Genomic DNA, 17,076 nt, shown 5'->3' with positions numbered 1-17,076 from the left:
AAGGGCAGCCACATGGCATCCGTATCGTTCCAGAAAATTGAAAAGAATTTCGGCAAGGTCAAGATCATCCACGGCATCAGCTTCGACATTGCCGATGGCGAGTTCGTCGTGCTGGTGGGCCCCTCGGGCTGCGGCAAGTCGACCTTGCTGCGCATGCTGGCCGGGCTGGAGGAAATCAGCGGTGGCAAGATTGCCATCGACGGCAAGATGGTCAACGACCTCGACTCCAAGGACCGCGACATTGCGATGGTGTTCCAGAGCTACGCGCTGTATCCGCACATGACGGTGCGCGACAACATGGCTTTCAGCCTGAAGCTGCGCAAGGCGGAAGCCGACCTGACGAACAAGCGCGTTGGCGATGCGGCGCGCATCCTGAACCTTGACCCCTTGCTGGATCGCTTTCCCCGTGAACTCTCGGGTGGTCAGCGCCAGCGGGTCGCGATGGGCCGGGCCATCGTGCGCGACCCCAAGGTTTTCCTGTTTGACGAGCCGCTKTCCAACCTGGATGCCAAGCTGCGCGTGGCCATGCGCGCTGAAATCAAGGCGCTGCACCAGCGGCTCAAGACCACGACGGTCTACGTCACGCACGACCAGATCGAAGCCATGACCATGGCCGACCGCATCGTGGTCATGCATGACGGCATCATCGAGCAGATCGGCACGCCGCTGGAACTGTTCGACCGGCCCACCAACCTGTTTGTAGCGCAGTTCATCGGCTCGCCGGCGATGAACGTGCTCAACGGTGTATTGCGTCAGGGCGAGGGCGGCGGCTGGGTCGAGGCCCAGGGCAGCCGCTGGCCGGTAGGCACGCTCCAGCAGGGCCGCGACGGGCAGGCGGTGCACTATGGCATCCGGCCGGGCGACCTGAAGATTTCAACCACGGGCGAGGGCATCGCGGCCAAGGTCATCGTGGTGGAGCCAACCGGCGCGGAGACCGAGCTGCTGCTGCAAGTGGGCGATGAACAGCTGATCGTCGTGATGCATGGGCGAACCAATGTCCAGCCGGACGAGCTTGTCATGCTGGAGATCGCGCCCAACAAGGCCCATGTGTTCGATGCTGCCAGCGGCAACCGGGTTGACTGAAGAAAGCGGAGAGCGCACTTTCGTTTCGCATGTGATGGAGCCCGATATTTTTGTCGTGATGGGCGTCAGCGGCTGCGGCAAGAGCACTGTTGCATTCCAGCTCGCCGCCCGCCTCGAACTGGAGTTTATCGAGGGCGATGAACTCCACTCGGCCGAGAACGTGGCGCGCATGGCCGCCGGCGTACCGTTGACCGATGCCGACCGCGAGGGCTGGCTCGGGGTGCTGGCCAGCCGTATCCGCGAGGCGCGCCTCGCGGGGCGTGGCCTGGTGCTTTCCTGTTCAGCCCTGAAACGCTCTTACCGCGATGTGCTGCGCCAGGGCTCGCCCGCCGTGCGTTTTGTGTACCTACATGGCGAACGGGCCCTGCTGGCCGAACGAATGGCGCAGCGCGCTGGACACTACATGCCGGCCACCTTGCTGGACAGCCAGTTGGCGACACTCGAGGCGCCCGACGCCAGCGAGAACGCACTGGCCTTCAACATCACAACCCCCCCCGATGTCATTGCCGCTGCCGTGGCGATGACGGTTTCCTCACCGCACTGAATGAGCATTTTCATGAGCACTCCCACGAGCACTTCCATGGGTACTTCGAATCCCTTCCGGCTGGACGGCCGGCTCGCGCTGATCACCGGATCTTCCGCCGGCATCGGTTTTGCGCTGGCGCGCGCGCTTGGGCAGGCCGGCGCCACGCTGGTTCTCAATGGCCGGGACGCCGGCAGGCTGGAACAGGCTGCAGGCGTGCTGCGCAGCGAAGGGCTGCAGGTCCACACGCGGATGTTTGATGTCACGCAGGCCGAGGCCGTAGAGGCCGCGGTGCAGGATATCGAGAGCACCCTCGGCGCCATCGAGATTCTCGTGAACAACGCGGGCATGCAGCGCCGCATGGCCCTGCACGAATTTTCCACCGAGCAGTGGCATGAGCTGATGCGCACCAACGTCGACAGCGTGTTCTTCATGGGCCGGGCGGTGGCACGCAAAATGATAGAGCGCCGTCGCGGCAGGATCATCAACGTCTGCTCGGTGCAAAGCGAGCTGGGCCGGCCCAACATCGCACCCTATACGGCGAGCAAGGGGGCGGTCAAGATGCTGACCAAAGGCATGGCGATTGACTGGGGTCCGCTTGGCATCAATGTCAACGGCCTCGGGCCCGGCTATTTCAGGACAGAACTCAACGAGAAGCTGGTGGCCGACGAGCAGTTCAACGCCTGGTTGATCGGACGCACGCCCAGCCGGCGCTGGGGCAACGTTGAAGACCTGGGCGGCGCGGCGGTGTTCCTGGCCAGCGATGCATCGAGCTTCGTCAACGGCCACATCCTGTACGTCGACGGCGGCGTGACCGCCACCCTCTGAGTCTTTAACTTTTTAATTTTTTGACTCTTTGACTTTTTGACCGACTTTGCTATTTGAGGAGAAATTCATGCGCGCACTTGTTTGCCACGCTCCGCTGGATCTGCGCTTTGACACGTTCGTGTCCGACCAGCCGGGCCCGACCGAGCTCGGCGTGCGCATTGCCTATGGCGGCATCTGCGGCTCGGACCTGCACTACTTCCAGCACGGCGGCTTTGGCACGGTGCGCATCAAAGAGCCCATGGTGCTGGGGCACGAGGTGTCGGGGGTGATCGAGTCGGTGGGCAGCGCCGTCACACAATTCCGGGTTGGCCAGCGCATTGCGGTGTCACCCTCGCGGCCCTGCGGCACCTGCCACTATTGCAACCTGGGTCTGCAGAACCACTGCATGGAAATGCGCTTTTACGGCAGTGCCATGCGCTTTCCCCACGTGCAGGGTGCGTTCCGCGAGCACCTGGTGATCGATGCCAGCCAGGCCCACCTGGTCGCCGACGACCTGCCGCTGGCCGAAGCGGCGCTGGCCGAGCCCCTGTCGGTCGGCCTGCATGCCATCGCGCGCGCCGGCTCGGTGTTCGGCAAGCGTGTGCTGGTCACGGGCTGCGGTCCGATCGGCTTGCTGTTGATCGCCGGCCTGCGGCGTGCCGGCGCGGCGCACATCATTGCAGCCGACATTGCCGACGTGCCCCTGGCCTGCGCCGCAACGCTGGGCGCGGATGAAACCATCAACCTCGCCCGCCAGCCTGGCGGCCTGGCACCCTACGCGCTCAACAAGGGCATGATCGAGGTGATGTTCGAAGCTTCCGGCAGCGACAAGGCCTTGCGCGGCGGGCTGGACGTGATGGCGCCGCGCGGCGTGGTTGTGATCGTGGGCCTGGGCGGCGATATCAGCATGCCGATGAACCTGCTGGTAGCCAAGGAACTGGATGTGCGCGGCACCTTCCGTTTTCATCAGGAGTTTGCGGTCGCGGTGCGCTTTCTCAACCAGCGCCTCATCGACGGCCGGCCGGTGATCACGCACACCCTGAAGTTCGATCAGGCGGCGGACGCCTTCAAGCTGGCGGGCGACAAGGGCCGGGCGCTGAAAGTGCTCATCGATTTCAATGCGCCTGCGGCGGCATGACAATGCGCGCAGCCCCGACCCTGATGGCTACCCCAAGACGACACCGGAGATTTCATTGACCACCTTCACCAAAGTCACCCTTTACACCGACACCGATGGCCGCGCGAAATTCCGCGAGGAAGCGATCGCATTGACGGAGGGCTCGCCGCAAGCCCTGCTGTCGCCGGTGCTTCCATCCACAGGCTACCAGCTACGCCACAGCCCGGTCGGGTTTCGCAGCCAGTTTCATTGCACGGGGACGCCGCAGTGGGTCGTCATTCTGGGTGGCCAGATGGAGATTGGTCTGCAGGGCGGGGTGTCGCGGGTGTTCAAACCCGGTGAGCATTTTTATTCGGCCGACGTGCTTCCGCCGGGCGCCACCTTTGACGCGGCAGTGCATGGCCACTGGAGCCGCCAGGTGGGGCCGGATCCGCTGGTGACCCTGTTCGTGCAGGGCTGAGGACGCAAGAAGCCCGGAAAATTTAGCGAGGCTGCATCTCGCCTGAAAGCAGTATGCGGCGTCCGGGCTGGCCAGCCTGCACAGCGGTGATCAGGGCGGTGGCCACATCAGCAGCCGGGATAGCCCGGTAATTGTTCGGGATCAGCGGTTTGAACAAGGCCGCGGCGGCCAGCGCCCATTTTTCACCGGTGCGTTGCGCCTGCCTCAGCGAGGCGCGGTCGCCTGCGAGCAGGGAGGGACGCGCGATCACCACGGTCTCAAACCCCAGGCCCTTAACGGCATCTTCCATTTCGCCTTTGACGCGGTTGTAGAAAACCGGCGACTGGCTATCAGCACCCATGGCGCTGACGACACCCAGGCGAGTGGCGCCGGCGGCGCGAGCAGCGCGTGCCACTGCCACCACCGCATCAAAATCAACGCGGCGAAAAGCCTCGCGGCTGCCCGCCACCTTGATCGTGGTGCCCAGCGCGATGAAGACGTCATCGACCGCCGGTGCGGTAAGTCCGTGGAACGAATCCGTCACCTGCACCACCAGCCGGGCGTGTTGCCGGGCTGGTGCGCGACGGCCTACCGCGTAGACCGCCGAGTAAGCCTTATCGGCTAGTAAACGAGCCAGGACCGCCTGGCCGACGAGGCCCGTTGCCCCGGCCACCAGTGCCACCCGAGCCGCCGCCACCGCCACCGCCGGAGCGGTTGCCCCGGAAGTTGTTGCGGTTGCCAGTGGGTTGGCCGGATGATGGGAATCCGGAAGAGGCGTGGCTTGCGGGCTGATGGTTGTCAAAGTCATTGCGTGGCTCGCTGCGTGAGTCATTCCTCGGCGCACGGGGCTGCTCGTCGCGTTGCCGCGCCTGCGCATGCCTTGGCTGGGCAGGCTGACCGCCTTGCGAATAACCCGAATTCTGGCGAGGCTGGCCTGGGTTGGGGGTGCGCGGGCCGCGCCCACTGCCATTGCCACTGCCATTGCCGCCACCGGCGGGGCCGCGTCCGCGGCCGTTGCCGCCGCCATTACCGCTGCCGTTACCACCGCCATTCGCGCCACGCGCAGGCTGGGAGCCTTTGGTGTCACGAATGCGCTGCATCATTTCGCTGCGTGCTGCCTTGGCGGCAGCCTGCATCACTTCGCGGCTCGGGGGCTTGCCGAGGCCGCCCCAGATGGTCTGGCGACCCATGGCCAGCGGCTCGGCTCTTTCGCCGGGCTCGGCTTCAAAACCTGGCACCAGCACTTTTTCAATGTTCTGCTTGGTAAAGCGCTCAATGTCCTGCATGAAGCCTTCTTCGTCCAGACACACCAGGCTCACCGCCTCGCCGCTATTGCCGGCGCGGCCGGTGCGGCCGATGCGGTGCACATAGTCTTCACTGACGTTGGGGATCTCGTAGTTCACCACGTGCGGCAGCTCGTCGATGTCAATGCCGCGGGCTGCGATGTCCGTGGCGACCAGCGCGCGAATCGTGCCGTCCTTGAAACCCTGCAGCGCCTGGGTGCGGGCGGTCTGGCTCTTGTTGCCGTGCAGGGCCATGGCTTCGATGCCGTTTTTGGTCAGGTGCTCGGCCACATTGTTGGCGCCAAACTTGGTGCGGGTGAACACCAGCACCTGGCTCCAGTTGTGCTCGTTGATGATGTGGGTCAGCAGCGCCTTCTTTTTGCTGCGGCTCACCGGATGGATTGTCTGCGTGATGCGCTGCACGGTGGTGTTGCGCGGCGTCACCTGAATGTGCAGGGGGTCACGCAGCAGGCCATTGGCCAGTTCGCGGATCTCGTCGCTGAAGGTGGCGCTGAACAGCAGCGACTGCTTGTGCTTGGGCACCAGCGCCAGCACCTTCTTGATGTCGTGGATGAAGCCCATGTCGAGCATGCGGTCGGCTTCGTCGAGCACCAGGATCTGTACCTGGCTCAGGTCCAGCGTGCCCTGGCTTGCATGGTCGAGCAGGCGGCCGGGGGTGGCCACCAGGATGTCCACGCCGCGGCGCAGTTTGTCGATTTGGGCCCCCATGCCGACACCGCCGAACATCACCATGGAGGTGAGTTCCAGATACTTGCCGTAGGTGCGTACGCTTTCTTCGACCTGCGCGGCCAGCTCGCGGGTCGGCGTCATGATGAGGGCGCGCACGGCGTTGACGCCGCGCCGGTTGGTCAACCGGGGTTCGGTAGACAGGCGCTGCAGCAAGGGCAGGGTGAACGCGGCAGTCTTGCCGGTACCCGTCTGGGCGCCGCCGAGCAGGTCGCCGCCGGCCAGCACGGCGGGAATCGCCTGGGCCTGGATGGGCGTGGGGGTGTCATAACCTTGCTCAAGCACGGCTTTAAGAATGGCCGGGGCCAATTTCAATTCTTCAAATGTCATGGTGTTGCACCGCTGGGGTGCTATAGATCGGCCTGTTGGGCGCCTTGTTTGAAAGCAACCCGCCAGTCAAAGGCAGATGGGATCAGAAAATCGGGCCAAAAAACATCGTAAGTAAGTACTGAAAGTAATACCCGGGATGTGCCCAAATGTTGCAGGCAACTGGAGCCAGCAACCCGCGTATTGTCGCACGGAACGATAATCGGAGGGTTCACGCAAAAAACACGCCTTGCCAAAAGGCGTTGCCCCAGAGGCGCAGCGCGTGGTTTTAGCCTGCAGATGACCCTGCAAAAAGCCTGTAAAAATAGCGGTTACAGGCCGCGTGCAGCCCGTTTTTTTGCATTGTTTTTCATTTTTACCAAAGTTGATCCTGATGGCCCAGTACGTATTTACCATGAACAAGGTCGGCAAAATCGTGCCGCCCAAGCGCCAAATTCTCAAAGAGGTGTCGCTCAGCTTTTTCCCAGGCGCCAAGATTGGCGTGCTGGGCACCAACGGCTCCGGCAAGTCCACGCTGCTCAAGATCATGGCCGGCCTGGACACCGAGATCGAAGGCGAAGCCACCCCGATGCCGGGGCTGAACATTGGCTATCTGCCGCAGGAGCCCAAGCTCGACCCCGGGCACACGGTGCGCGAGAGTGTCGAGGCCGGCATGGGTGCGGTATTTGCCGCCAAGGCCCAGCTCGAAGCGGTGTACACGGCCTACGGCGAGCCCGATGCCGACTTTGATGCCCTGGCCGCCGAGCAGGCTCGCCTGGAAGCCATCATCGCCACCTCGGGTACAGATTCCGAGCACCAGCTCGAGATTGCCGCCGACGCGCTGCGCCTGCCGCCCTGGGACGCCCAGATCAGTGTTCTGTCGGGTGGTGAAAAACGCCGCGTGGCCTTGTGCAGCCTGCTGCTGTCCAAGCCCGACATGCTGCTGCTGGACGAGCCGACCAACCACCTGGACGCCGAATCGGTGGACTGGCTGGAGCAGTTTCTGCAGCGCTATTCGGGCACCGTGGTGGCCATCACCCATGATCGTTACTTCCTGGACAACGCGGCCGAATGGATTCTGGAACTGGACCGCGGCCACGGCATTCCCTGGAAAGGCAACTACAGCAGCTGGCTCGACCAGAAAGGTGAACGGCTGGCCCAGGAGCAAAAGGGTGAAGAGGCCCGCGCCAAGGCGCTGAAAAAGGAACTGGAGTGGTCACGCCAGAACCCGAAAGCGCGCCAGGCCAAGAGCAAGTCGCGTCTGGCACGTTTTGAAGAGCTGTCTGATTTTGAATACCAGAAACGCGTGGAGACCAACGAGATTTTCATCCCGGTGGCCGAGCGTCTGGGCAATGAGGTCATTGAGTTCAAGGGCGTCAGCAAGTCCTTCGGCGACCGCCTGTTGATCGACAACCTGAGCTTCAAGGTGCCGGCCGGCGCCATCGTCGGCATCATCGGCCCCAACGGTGCGGGCAAGTCCACGTTGTTCAAGCTGATTGCCGGCAAAGAGCAGCCGGACAGCGGCGAAGTGGCGATCGGCAAGACAGCGCGCATGGCTTTTGTGGACCAGCACCGTGATGACCTGGCCAACGAAAAAACCGTCTGGGAAGATATCTCGGGCGGCCTTGACCTGCTCACCGTCGGCAAATTCACCATGCCCAGCCGCGCGTATGCGGGACGCTTCAACTTCAACGGCGCCGACCAGCAAAAACGCGTCGGCATGCTGTCGGGCGGTGAGCGCGGGCGCCTGCACCTGGCCAAGACACTGATCGCCGGCGGCAACGTGTTGATGCTTGACGAACCGTCCAATGACCTCGACGTGGAAACCCTGCGCGCGCTCGAAGACGCACTGCTCGAATTCGCCGGCTCCGTCATGGTCATCAGCCACGACCGCTGGTTCCTCGACCGCATTGCCACGCACATCCTGGCCGCCGAAGGCGACAGCCAGTGGACCTTCTTCAACGGCAACTACCAGGAATACGAAGCCGACAAGAAAAAACGCCTGGGTGAAGAGGGTGCCAAGCCCAAGCGCGTGCGCTTTAAGGCATTGCATTGAGCCCCCACGCTTTTCACTTCGTGTAATGCGCTGCCCCCCGGGGGGGCCGCTGCGCCTGCGGCCCGGCTAAGCCGGTTCCGCGGCCCCTGCTGGGGTGAAGAATCCCCACGATCGCTCACTGCGTGTAGCTCCCTGGAGATAGGTATGACCGACGACGAAGTCCTGACTCAAACCCGTCACTGGCTCGAAAAAGCCGTGATCGGGCTTAACCTGTGCCCGTTTGCCAAGGCGGTGTACGTGAAGAACCGGGTGCGCCTGGTGGTGAGCCATGCCCGGCATGCGGACGACCTGCTCGAAGAGCTGGACCGCGAGCTGGACCTGCTGGTGGCCACGCCGGCCGAAGAGGTCGATACCACGCTGCTGATTCACCCCACGCTGTTCGAAGACTTCCTGGACTTCAACGATTTCCTGGAAATCGCCGAAGGCGTGGTGGACGAGCACGGCCTTGACGGCGTGGTCCAGCTGGCCAGCTTTCATCCGCAGTTCCAGTTTGACGGTACCGAACCCGACGACATCAGCAACTACACCAACCGCGCGCCGTTCGCCATCCTGCACCTGCTGCGCGAGGAGAGTGTGGCGCGTGCGGTGGCGGCCTTTCCCGAGGCTGATGCGATTTTTGAACAGAACATCGCGACGCTGGAAAAGCTGGGGCTGGACGGGTGGAAGGCCCTGGATTTGTAAGGCAGGCTGTCAGGGAAATCAGTCGACCACCTGCGCTGACGGGTTGATCTGTCGACAGCCTCTGCCTTCTGAACAGGATACTTCCTGAGGTCGGGGTCAACCGGTTGCCCCGGGCAGCTATACGCTGGTACTCACAGGATCGGGCCGCGCCACGGCCGTCGTCACCAGCGTGCCTGTGGTGACAGACACGGTGACGGCCCTCAATACCGCCGGCACCGCGCTCAACCCACCGGTTTCCGCCACCGGTACCGTGAACGGCACTGCACCGCTGGACACCCTGGTGCGTGCGCAACAGATCCTGACGGGCGGCACCACGGTGGAAGTGGCGGGGCGTTTTGTGGATGGCCTGGGCAACTATTCCTACCTGCTGCCCGTCGACGCGCCGCAAGTGGCGCCCTACGTGGCAGTACCCGGCCCGCTGGTATTTGTGGCCGATGCGGGCGCTGCCGGCAAATACACGCTGCGGGCAAGCCTGACCGGATTTTCGGACAAGACGGCCATGCTCCCCGTGTTGACGTCCGGCGCCACGATCACTACCAACTTCACTTTCCCCTGAATCATCAGGAGAGGAGGCTGGCAGGCCCTGAAGCCGGAACAGCCAGGAAAAACGGCTTGACCGCCGGCGCTCCACACGTGTTTACCGGAGCGCCGTCGGGCAAGCTTTCCTGTACAGCCACCGGGGTCACTGGGGTGGGCGATGCTTGACGGGCCGCTACTGTCGCCAGTGGCGCTACCGCTGTTGCAGCTTCTGGCGCACCAGCTGAATGTTGTTGCGCAGCGCATAGAGCTCGTCGGTGTAGGACAGCGGGACGACAATTTTTTCGGCGCGGCTTTCCATCTGGTTGAGCTCGTCAATCAGCGGGCCCGTAGCCTCTGCCTGCCCGGCCCGGCTCTCGATGTTTCGCAGCTGGCCATACCATCTGAAAATGCGCGAACGCACCCGAAACTCATAGAGCGGCGGCACGATGCGCGACAGCGGCAGCAGCACCGCGATGATGATGCCCATGACCAGCCACATGCGTTCGACCAGGTTGGCCACCCAGAAGGGCAGGTAGCGCTGCAGCAGCGGCGCACCGGCCTGAATGCTGCGCTCGGCCTCTTTGGCCACCGGCAATTCGTTGTTCTTCACATTCGGGTATTCGCGCGCCCGCTTGAACCAGCCGGCACTGCCATGGATCTCGTTGCCGGCCAGCGCAAACAGCTGCAGCAGCGCCGGATGCGTGCCGGCCCGCGTGAGCAAGGTGGTGGTGGGCGCGACCAGGCGGACATCCTGCGGTGGAATATTGGCGGCCAGATCCACCACGCCGCGCGGCAGCACCGCAGGACTCAGGAACTCAAAGCGTCGCGAGTAGGCTTCACTCTGCGCAAAGTCCATGAGCTTGACGCCGGGCGTTTGCAGCAGCATCTGCACCATGAGCGACTCGGGGGCCGACGCGAACACAATGGCGTCGAGCTCGCCGCCGAGAAAGGCGACGGTGGCGGGGGTTTGTTCGAGTCGGGAAATTTTCAGCGCGCTGCCGTCAATGCGGTTGCTTTCGAGCAGCTTGCTCATCAGGTTAGGCACACCGCTGCCAAGGGTGCCGACGTTGACGCGCAGGCCTTGCAGTTGCGTCAAGGCGCTGAGTGTGGCCCCCACGCTTGCCGCTTCGCGTGCTGCGCTGCCCCCCGGGGGGGCTGTGCTTGCTCGGGGCGGCCCTTCGCTGCGCACGTTGGCCTCTGACGTGACTTTGCGTGCAGCGGCCTCCCGGTAAAACAGCCATACCGGTTCCAGGAACAGGCTGCCCAGCGATTCCAGCTTTTCATCGTTGTCCACGCCCGCTTCGCCCGTGCCACCCTGCACGAATCCCAGGTCGGCCTTGCCCTCGCGCAGCAGCTGCAAATTGGCGGCCGATCCTTCGGAGGGCAGCAACACGACCTCGATGCCATCCTTCGCAAGAATGCGTGCGTAGCGCTTGCCAAACTCTTCATAGGCGCTCTGTGCAGGGCCTGTGGCCAGAACCACCCGCTTGGGCGGATTCGGATCCAGCCACCAGTAGGCCAGCACCAGCAGCGAGACGGCCAGCAAAATGAAAGGGCCGGCGGAGACGGCCAGATCGCGCAGCGATAGCAGCGTGTAGCGTATGGTTTTAGGCATGTTGCGAACCATAGCATGGAGGGCGTTCAAAACGCCTGCAGCAGAGGCTGCACAAAGGCAAACCAGCCGCCCACTGCGCAGACCGCCAGGCTGGCCAGGTAAACGCGGACGGAACTTGCGCGGATTCGCAGGCAGACGCGCCTCAGCGCAGGGTCGACGGGGCAGGGCGCGCTAGCGCATGGATGCCCTTCTTCATTTCGTCGCCCGGATCCGGGTGATGACCGGCTCGTCATCTTGCAGCTCCACTGAAAAGCGAATCTTGTCGCCGGCTTTGAGCGGCTTCAGCATGGCCGGATCTTTCACCTTGAAAGGCATGGTCATGGCGCCCATGTCGATGCTCTTGATGCGCTCGTGCCGAAGCGTCACGATGCCGCGGTCAGCGTCGACCTGGACGACCCGGGCGCTGACCACTTCTGTCTGGGTAGCCGGTGGCGGGCCGGCGTGCGCCGGTGCCAGGGTGACCGCCGCGAACAGCGCCGCCAGCACCAGTGTGGGCCGCGAAAATAGAAGTTTCCTCATTCCAGTCTCCAGAAGATGGGGCAGTGCATCGGTTGCCCTTTTTCAACACGTCCGCCGGGCTGCGGGAGGTTCAATTTCCAATTCGGAGAGATTGAACCGCAGGAGCAATGATCAATGGATAGATAAATAGACCGCTTACTTGAGGGCCTGAATGGACAACACGGTATACGCCCCGTTGATCTTGTCCGCGGTGAAGCTGACCTTGTCGCCAGCCTTTACCTGCTCCAGCAGGGCGCGGTCCTGGACCTGAAACACCATGGTCATGCCGGGCATCTCGAGGTTTTTGATCTCGCCATGCTTGAGCGTGATCTTGCCGGCATCCTTGTCGACCCTGCGGACCTCGGCCTCGGTCGTCGATGAGGGGGCCTGTGCAAAGGCGCTCAGGGCGCAAGCAGCCAGAAGAACGGTGATCAGGGGTTTAAAGCTTTGCATCGAATGATCCTTCAGGTGCGGTGGTAACTTTGATAAACACGGCTGCTGCCATTGCGGTTGATGAGGAGCACGTCATACGGGTCCTTGCGCCCGCCATAAACCGGTGCGTCCATGCCCGGCGAGCCGACCGGCATGCCGGGCACGGCCAGGCCGATGACCGATGGGCGCTCTTTCAGCAGACGGTGGATTTCCCGGGCGGGCACATGGCCCTCGATGGCATAGCCGCCCACCAGCGCGGTATGGCAGGAGCCCAGCTTTTCAGGCACGCCGAGCCGGGTTCTGGCTGCGGTATTACCGCCGCTGTTCACCTGCACCTGAAAGCCACCGGCTTCCAGGTGCTTGACCCAGTCCTGGCAGCAGCCGCAGTCCGGGTCTTTCCAGACCGTGATCTGGGGCGGGCCGCTGCGTGCCAGCGCGTGCAGGGGTTGCGTGAGCAGCGCAGCCGCAAGTGCAGCCAGCGGCAGCCGGAGCGCCGCCCGGCGGGAAACGTTCTCAATGTTTATGGTCTGCATGGCCATCTCCTTTACCATTTTCTTTAATCAGTACCTTGCTGTTGGCTACATTCACCAGCCCCTTCATGCCGGCCTCATAGTGCCCGGGCTGCAGGCAGGCGAAGTCGACCTTGCCCGCCCGGGTGAATTGCCAGATGATCTCGCCGCTTTTGCCTGGCGCGACCGTCACCATGTTGGCGTCTTCGTGCTCCATCTCCGGGTTTTTTTTCATCACTTCGTAGTGCTCCTTCAGGTCTTTTTCCGAGCCCAGCACCATTTCGTGCTTGACCTTGCCAAGGTTCCTGGCGACGAAGCGGATCGTCTCGCCCTGCGTGACGGGAATTTTCGAGGTGTGAAAGCGCATGTCATCCGTCATGTCGACGACCACCGTGCGTGTCACCCGAGATGCGACGCCAGGCTTGCCGATCGCGTCGACCGCGTGGGAACCGCTGTGGTTGCCCGCCGCCAGCGCCGACAGGGACAGCAACGCGCAAGGCAGCGCGAGCAGGGTGTTACGTAATTTCATGGAATGCCTTTTCAACGATATTGGTAAAAAAATGTATGCGTGCTTCATATCGATGCCTGGTTTGTCAGTGTCTGGTATGTCAGTGTTTCATGGCGCCCATGGGCTTGCGGACCTGGACTTCGACTTCTTTCATCGGCATGTTCTGAACGGGCATTGATTTTCCTCCCTCTGCGGCAAAACGTGCGGGGTTAGGCAGAGAGCCCGTCCATTCATAGGCGACTTCACCGGCCGGGTGCTTGTGCCAGCCTGGGTCCTTGTAGTCACCGGGCTTCTGGTCCTTGCGCACTTTCAGCACTGAAAACATGCCGCCCATCTCGACAGAGCCGAAAGGTCCCGTGCCTGTCATCATGGGCGCGGTGTTGTCGGGCAGGGGCATTTCCATCTCGGCCATGTCGGCCATGCCGCGTTCGCCCATCACCATGTAGTCGGGAATCACGTTGGTGATGTCCCGTGCGACCTGGCGGTGGTCCACGCCAATCATCGTGGGCACGTCGTGGCCCATCGCATTCATGGTGTGGTGGCTCTTGTGGCAATGAAAGGCCCAGTCCCCTTCCTCGTCGGCCAGGAACTCGATCTGCCGCATCTGGCCCACGGCCACGTCGGTCGTCACCTCATGCCAGCGCGCCGCTTTCGGTGTGGGGCCGCCATCGGTGCCGGTCACGACAAATTCATGCCCGTGCAGATGGATGGGATGGTTGGTCATGGTCAGGTTGCCCATGCGGATGCGCACCTTGTCATTCTTGCGCACCACCAGCGGGTCAATGCCCGGAAAGACCCGGCTGTTCCAGCTCCACAGGTTGAAGTCGAGCATGGTCATGATTTTGGGTGTGTAGGCGCCCGGGTCGATGTCGTAGGCGTTGAGCAGGAACACAAAGTCACGGTCCACCTCGTCAATCAGCGGGTGCTTCGCCTTCGGGTGGGTGATCCAGAAGCCCATCATGCCCATGGCCATCTGCGTCATCTCGTCGGCATGCGGGTGGTACATGAAGGTGCCCGGGCGCCGGGCCACGAATTCGTAGACAAAGGTCTTGCCCGGTGCAATGGCGGGTTGGGTCAGGCCCGACACGCCGTCCATGCCGTTGGGCAGGCGCTGCCCGTGCCAGTGCACGCTGGTGTGCTCCGGCAGTTTGTTGGTGACAAAGATGCGCACCCGGTCGCCTTCCACCACCTCGATGGTCGGGCCGGGCGACTGGCCGTTGTAACCCCACAGATGGGCCTTGAAGCCCGGAGACATTTCGCGCACCACCGGCTCGGCCACCAGGTGGAACTCCTTGACGCCGTTGTTCATGCGCCAGGGAAGCGTCCAGCCATTGAGCGTGACGACCGGGTTGTAGGGGTGGCCGGTAGTGGGCACCAGCGGCGGCATGGTGTCGGGTTTTGTCTGCAGGACCGGCTCCGGCAGCGCCGCCATGGCAACTCTGCTGACTGCCGCGGCTGCGACTGCCGTAGTCAGTGCGCCAGCGCCTGTCAGAAAATTTCTTCTGTTTGTCATGTCAATTCCGATTCATCAGTTTGTGCGGCCATCAGTGACCGGCCGTTTCGCCGCCGCCGGAAGTGGGTGCGGCCATCATCAAGGTGGTGGGCTTGCCGGTCATGGACGCGGCAAGCGCGGCATCGGCCAGCCAGAACTGCTGGTAAGCATTGATCGCCGCCGTCACGCTGGCGATCTGCTCGCGGGTGTCGGCCAGGAGCTCGAACACCCCGATCAGCATGCCGTTGTAGCGCAGCACGTTTTCTTCGGCCATGGTCTTGCGCAGCGGCACAATCTCGTCGCGGTAATGCCGGGCCACGTCGTAGGCGGTGCGGTAGGCCGAGTAGCTTTCGCGCAACTGCGACGAGGCGCTGCGCACGGTGCTTTCATAGCGGTTGGCGGCGGCCAGTGATTGCGCATTCATCGCGTCACGCTGGGCTGAGCCCCAGTCAAAAATCGGCAGGCGAATGCCCAGCTCATAGCCCTTGCGCGGCGTGCTGGTACCCGCCGCGTTGTCGAACACCGTGTCTCGGCGTATGCCAAGTTCCACGTCAACCAGACTGGCGATCAAGTTCAAGCCTTGTGATTTACCGGCGATCTCGAGCTGGTTGCGCGCCATCTGCACGTCCAGGCGTTGCTGCGTGGCGTTGGTGCTCACCATACCGGCTTGGCGCGGCTCTTTGGGCAAGTCGGGCAGGCGCTCAGGCAGCTTGAGTTGCGCGGCTTGCGCGTCCGTCAAACCCAGTTGGCGCGTCAGTTCTTCACGGGCGGCCGTAGCCGCATGCTGGGCGGATGCCAGCTGCGCCGCGCTATCGGCATAAAAGCTTTGCTGGCGTGCCCGCTGCAGCTTGGTGAAATTGCCCACCTGCTGCATGCGCCGCGCCAGTTCCGCGCTCACCTGCGCGGTGTTGTTGACCTGGTTTGCATAGTGCAAGGTCTGCTGTGCGGCCACGGCGCGTACCCAGGTCTGGCGTACCTGGGTCACCTGCTCAACCACATTGGCGCTGAGCTGCACCTTGGCCTGCGCGACCTGGCCACGTGAAATCTCCTGGCGCCGGGGCAGGGTCAGCAGATCCAGCAATCCAAACGACAGCAGCCGGCCCAGTTCCAGTTCGTCAGCAAAGCGGATTCGCTCAAACGTGAAGACGGGGTTGGCAATGCGGCCGGCCTGGTTGGCCTGAGCCATGTCGGCCCAGCTTTGCGCCAACAGGGTCTGCACGGCCGGGCTGTTCGCCAAAGCGAGCTGTACAGCCTCGTCCATCGTTAAAGGCTTGGCCAGCAGCTCGCTGCTCAGCTTGGCTCTGGCTTTCCCCTGCTGCTCGGTACGACTGAGCTCCAGCTTGCCTTGGGTAAAGGTGTTGGTCGTGTCATTGGTGTCACGCACGGCATGATCAACGTTGACCGAGGCGCAGCCTGCCAGCACCAGGCTTGCCGCGGCCAGGGCGCTCAATCGAAAAATCGTTTTCATGCTTTTTCCTGTCACGGTTTGGCTGGCACTGCGCGGGGATCGGGCTTGGCTGCCGCATCTGGCGTCTGCGGCTGCCTCGCCTCTTTGGCGTACTCACGCCAGCCACCGATCCGGCCGGTGGTGTCGTTGGCCTCTTTCCAGTTGACGGTTTTTTCGTCGGTGTAAGGCTGGTAGCCCTCCAGCGCCGAGCGAAAGGCGGCTGGCGTGGTGCCCGCCGGCATGGCCGCTGCAGGTGTGTCCGGTGCGGCAGCCTGTCCATGGGCGGCGCTGGTCCACAAGGCCAGCGCCAGCACGGGCAGTGCGACCAGCCCTGGGGCGGGGTTTGAAATGAAACGAATGCTCACAAAAATCTCCTGAAAGACATGCTGAGGCGACGGCGACATCGCGCTTAGGCCGGCTGGACGGATGCTGAAGACCGTGCCGGCTGCAGGTACAGGCCCACTACGGGCCTGAAGATCAGGAAATGGGTGGTTTTTGCCCCAGTGCGGCTTCGGCACTGGCAAATTGCGCTGCCGCTGAAGCGGGCAGGGTGAACGGATGAAAGACCGGTCGCAGCGTCAGTGCGGCGGAAGACAGCGCCACCGTATGACAGGCCTGGCAGGCCGGGCAGGACCCGCACTGTCCGTGAGATGCTGCATCAGTGGCATGGTCAAGGCAGTCAGGGTTCGATGGCGAGGCAGATGGCGTGTCCAGTTGCGCGTCTGGTTGCGTGGCCTCCGGTGCGGTCATTTTATGGTGCAAATGATCGGTTTCCCCCGCACTGTGGGCATGGGATGCCATGGTTTTTGCGGCAATTTGACGGGCCTGCCCCTGGCTGGCTGCCATTTCGGTTGCCATCACGTCACCCATCCATCCGCGCAGTGGCAGCAGGGCGATCATCAGGGCAAGGAGCAAAAAACGCATCGGTGAATGATAGGGGATATGGTGAAAAGTTCCGGCCGATTCAAAATGCAGCCTGAGTACGCAGCGGCAATATGCAGTTTCAGAACGCAG

Annotated in this window: 19 protein-coding genes; 8 read left to right on the top strand and 11 right to left on the bottom strand. The window is 62.9% G+C overall.

The annotated features are described in order from the left end of the window. Positions 1-12: 12 nt before the first annotated feature. The 5 genes from AC1DUB_RS00775 (at position 13) to AC1DUB_RS00755 (ending at position 3,990) form a co-directional block, all read left to right on the top strand. Complete coding sequence (locus AC1DUB_RS00775) at positions 13-1,083, top strand: ABC transporter ATP-binding protein (protein ID WP_477727874.1); 1,071 nt, start codon at positions 13-15, stop codon at positions 1,081-1,083. Then, positions 1,076-1,627, top strand: a complete 552-nt coding sequence (locus AC1DUB_RS00770) for a gluconokinase (RefSeq protein ID WP_477727873.1) — start codon at positions 1,076-1,078, stop codon at positions 1,625-1,627. The genes AC1DUB_RS00775 and AC1DUB_RS00770 overlap by 8 nt, the downstream gene beginning before the upstream one ends. A 12-nt stretch (positions 1,628-1,639) precedes the next feature. Beyond that, a complete protein-coding gene (locus AC1DUB_RS00765; RefSeq protein ID WP_477727872.1) occupies positions 1,640-2,434 on the top strand; it encodes an SDR family oxidoreductase in 795 nt (264 codons plus the stop codon). 67 nt (positions 2,435-2,501) lie between these two features. Then, on the top strand, positions 2,502-3,551 hold the full coding sequence (locus AC1DUB_RS00760; RefSeq protein WP_477727871.1) for an L-idonate 5-dehydrogenase: 1,050 nt from the start codon (positions 2,502-2,504) through the stop codon (positions 3,549-3,551). Positions 3,552-3,606: 55 nt separating this feature from the next. Beyond that, positions 3,607-3,990 (top strand): cupin domain-containing protein, encoded by a 384-nt coding sequence (locus tag AC1DUB_RS00755; RefSeq protein ID WP_477727870.1) that lies wholly within the window; start codon positions 3,607-3,609, stop codon positions 3,988-3,990. 22 nt (positions 3,991-4,012) lie between these two features. Here the strand turns inward: AC1DUB_RS00755 and AC1DUB_RS00750 are convergent, their stop codons facing one another. Together AC1DUB_RS00750 and AC1DUB_RS00745 are read right to left on the bottom strand one after the other, a co-directional pair. Further along, on the bottom strand, positions 4,013-4,642 hold the full coding sequence (locus AC1DUB_RS00750) for an NAD(P)H-binding protein (protein ID WP_477728079.1): 630 nt from the start codon (positions 4,640-4,642) through the stop codon (positions 4,013-4,015). Continuing rightward, complete coding sequence (locus AC1DUB_RS00745; protein WP_477727869.1) at positions 4,584-6,329, bottom strand: DEAD/DEAH box helicase; 1,746 nt, start codon at positions 6,327-6,329, stop codon at positions 4,584-4,586. Before AC1DUB_RS00745 ends, AC1DUB_RS00750 begins: the two co-directional genes overlap by 59 nt. A gap of 370 nt (positions 6,330-6,699) precedes the next feature. On the opposite strand from AC1DUB_RS00745, the gene ettA reads away from it, so the two are divergent. The 3 genes from ettA (at position 6,700) to AC1DUB_RS00730 (ending at position 9,598) form a co-directional block, all read left to right on the top strand. After that, positions 6,700-8,361 carry an energy-dependent translational throttle protein EttA gene (gene ettA / locus AC1DUB_RS00740; RefSeq protein ID WP_477719680.1) on the top strand — a complete coding sequence of 554 codons (1,662 nt, stop codon included), beginning with the start codon at positions 6,700-6,702 and terminating at the stop codon, positions 8,359-8,361. Between the two features lie 144 nt (positions 8,362-8,505). Beyond that, entirely contained in the window at positions 8,506-9,042 is a 537-nt protein-coding gene (locus tag AC1DUB_RS00735) for a DUF1415 domain-containing protein (RefSeq protein ID WP_477727868.1), read from the top strand. A gap of 175 nt (positions 9,043-9,217) precedes the next feature. Next, positions 9,218-9,598, top strand: coding sequence for a hypothetical protein (locus AC1DUB_RS00730; RefSeq protein ID WP_477719678.1), 381 nt, complete (start codon positions 9,218-9,220; stop codon positions 9,596-9,598). A 174-nt stretch (positions 9,599-9,772) separates the two neighbouring features. On the opposite strand, the gene AC1DUB_RS00725 is transcribed toward AC1DUB_RS00730, so the two are convergent. The 9 genes from AC1DUB_RS00725 to AC1DUB_RS00685 form a co-directional block, all read right to left on the bottom strand. Continuing rightward, complete coding sequence (locus AC1DUB_RS00725; RefSeq protein ID WP_477727867.1) at positions 9,773-11,176, bottom strand: TAXI family TRAP transporter solute-binding subunit; 1,404 nt, start codon at positions 11,174-11,176, stop codon at positions 9,773-9,775. A gap of 192 nt (positions 11,177-11,368) precedes the next feature. Beyond that, entirely contained in the window at positions 11,369-11,695 is a 327-nt protein-coding gene (locus tag AC1DUB_RS00720; protein WP_477719676.1) for a copper-binding protein, read from the bottom strand. A gap of 135 nt (positions 11,696-11,830) precedes the next feature. After that, on the bottom strand, positions 11,831-12,127 hold the full coding sequence (locus AC1DUB_RS00715) for a copper-binding protein (protein ID WP_477719675.1): 297 nt from the start codon (positions 12,125-12,127) through the stop codon (positions 11,831-11,833). Positions 12,128-12,138: 11 nt separating this feature from the next. Next, positions 12,139-12,639, bottom strand: a complete 501-nt coding sequence (locus AC1DUB_RS00710; protein WP_477727866.1) for a DUF411 domain-containing protein — start codon at positions 12,637-12,639, stop codon at positions 12,139-12,141. Beyond that, positions 12,620-13,144, bottom strand: a complete 525-nt coding sequence (locus AC1DUB_RS00705; protein WP_477728078.1) for a cupredoxin domain-containing protein — start codon at positions 13,142-13,144, stop codon at positions 12,620-12,622. The genes AC1DUB_RS00710 and AC1DUB_RS00705 overlap by 20 nt, the downstream gene beginning before the upstream one ends. Before the next feature lie 79 nt (positions 13,145-13,223). Beyond that, on the bottom strand, positions 13,224-14,636 hold the full coding sequence (locus AC1DUB_RS00700) for a multicopper oxidase family protein (RefSeq protein WP_477719673.1): 1,413 nt from the start codon (positions 14,634-14,636) through the stop codon (positions 13,224-13,226). 31 nt (positions 14,637-14,667) lie between these two features. Then, positions 14,668-16,083 (bottom strand): TolC family protein, encoded by a 1,416-nt coding sequence (locus tag AC1DUB_RS00695; protein ID WP_477727865.1) that lies wholly within the window; start codon positions 16,081-16,083, stop codon positions 14,668-14,670. Between the two features lie 11 nt (positions 16,084-16,094). Next, complete coding sequence (locus AC1DUB_RS00690) at positions 16,095-16,427, bottom strand: hypothetical protein (RefSeq protein ID WP_477727864.1); 333 nt, start codon at positions 16,425-16,427, stop codon at positions 16,095-16,097. A 112-nt stretch (positions 16,428-16,539) separates the two neighbouring features. Then, a complete protein-coding gene (locus tag AC1DUB_RS00685; protein WP_477727863.1) occupies positions 16,540-16,986 on the bottom strand; it encodes a hypothetical protein in 447 nt (148 codons plus the stop codon). Positions 16,987-17,076: the final 90 nt, after the last annotated feature.

Source organism: Polaromonas sp. P4_F9 (genome assembly GCF_056401235.1).
Note: the sequence above shows the minus strand (reverse complement) of the source record. Positions and strands in the feature narration are given on the sequence as shown.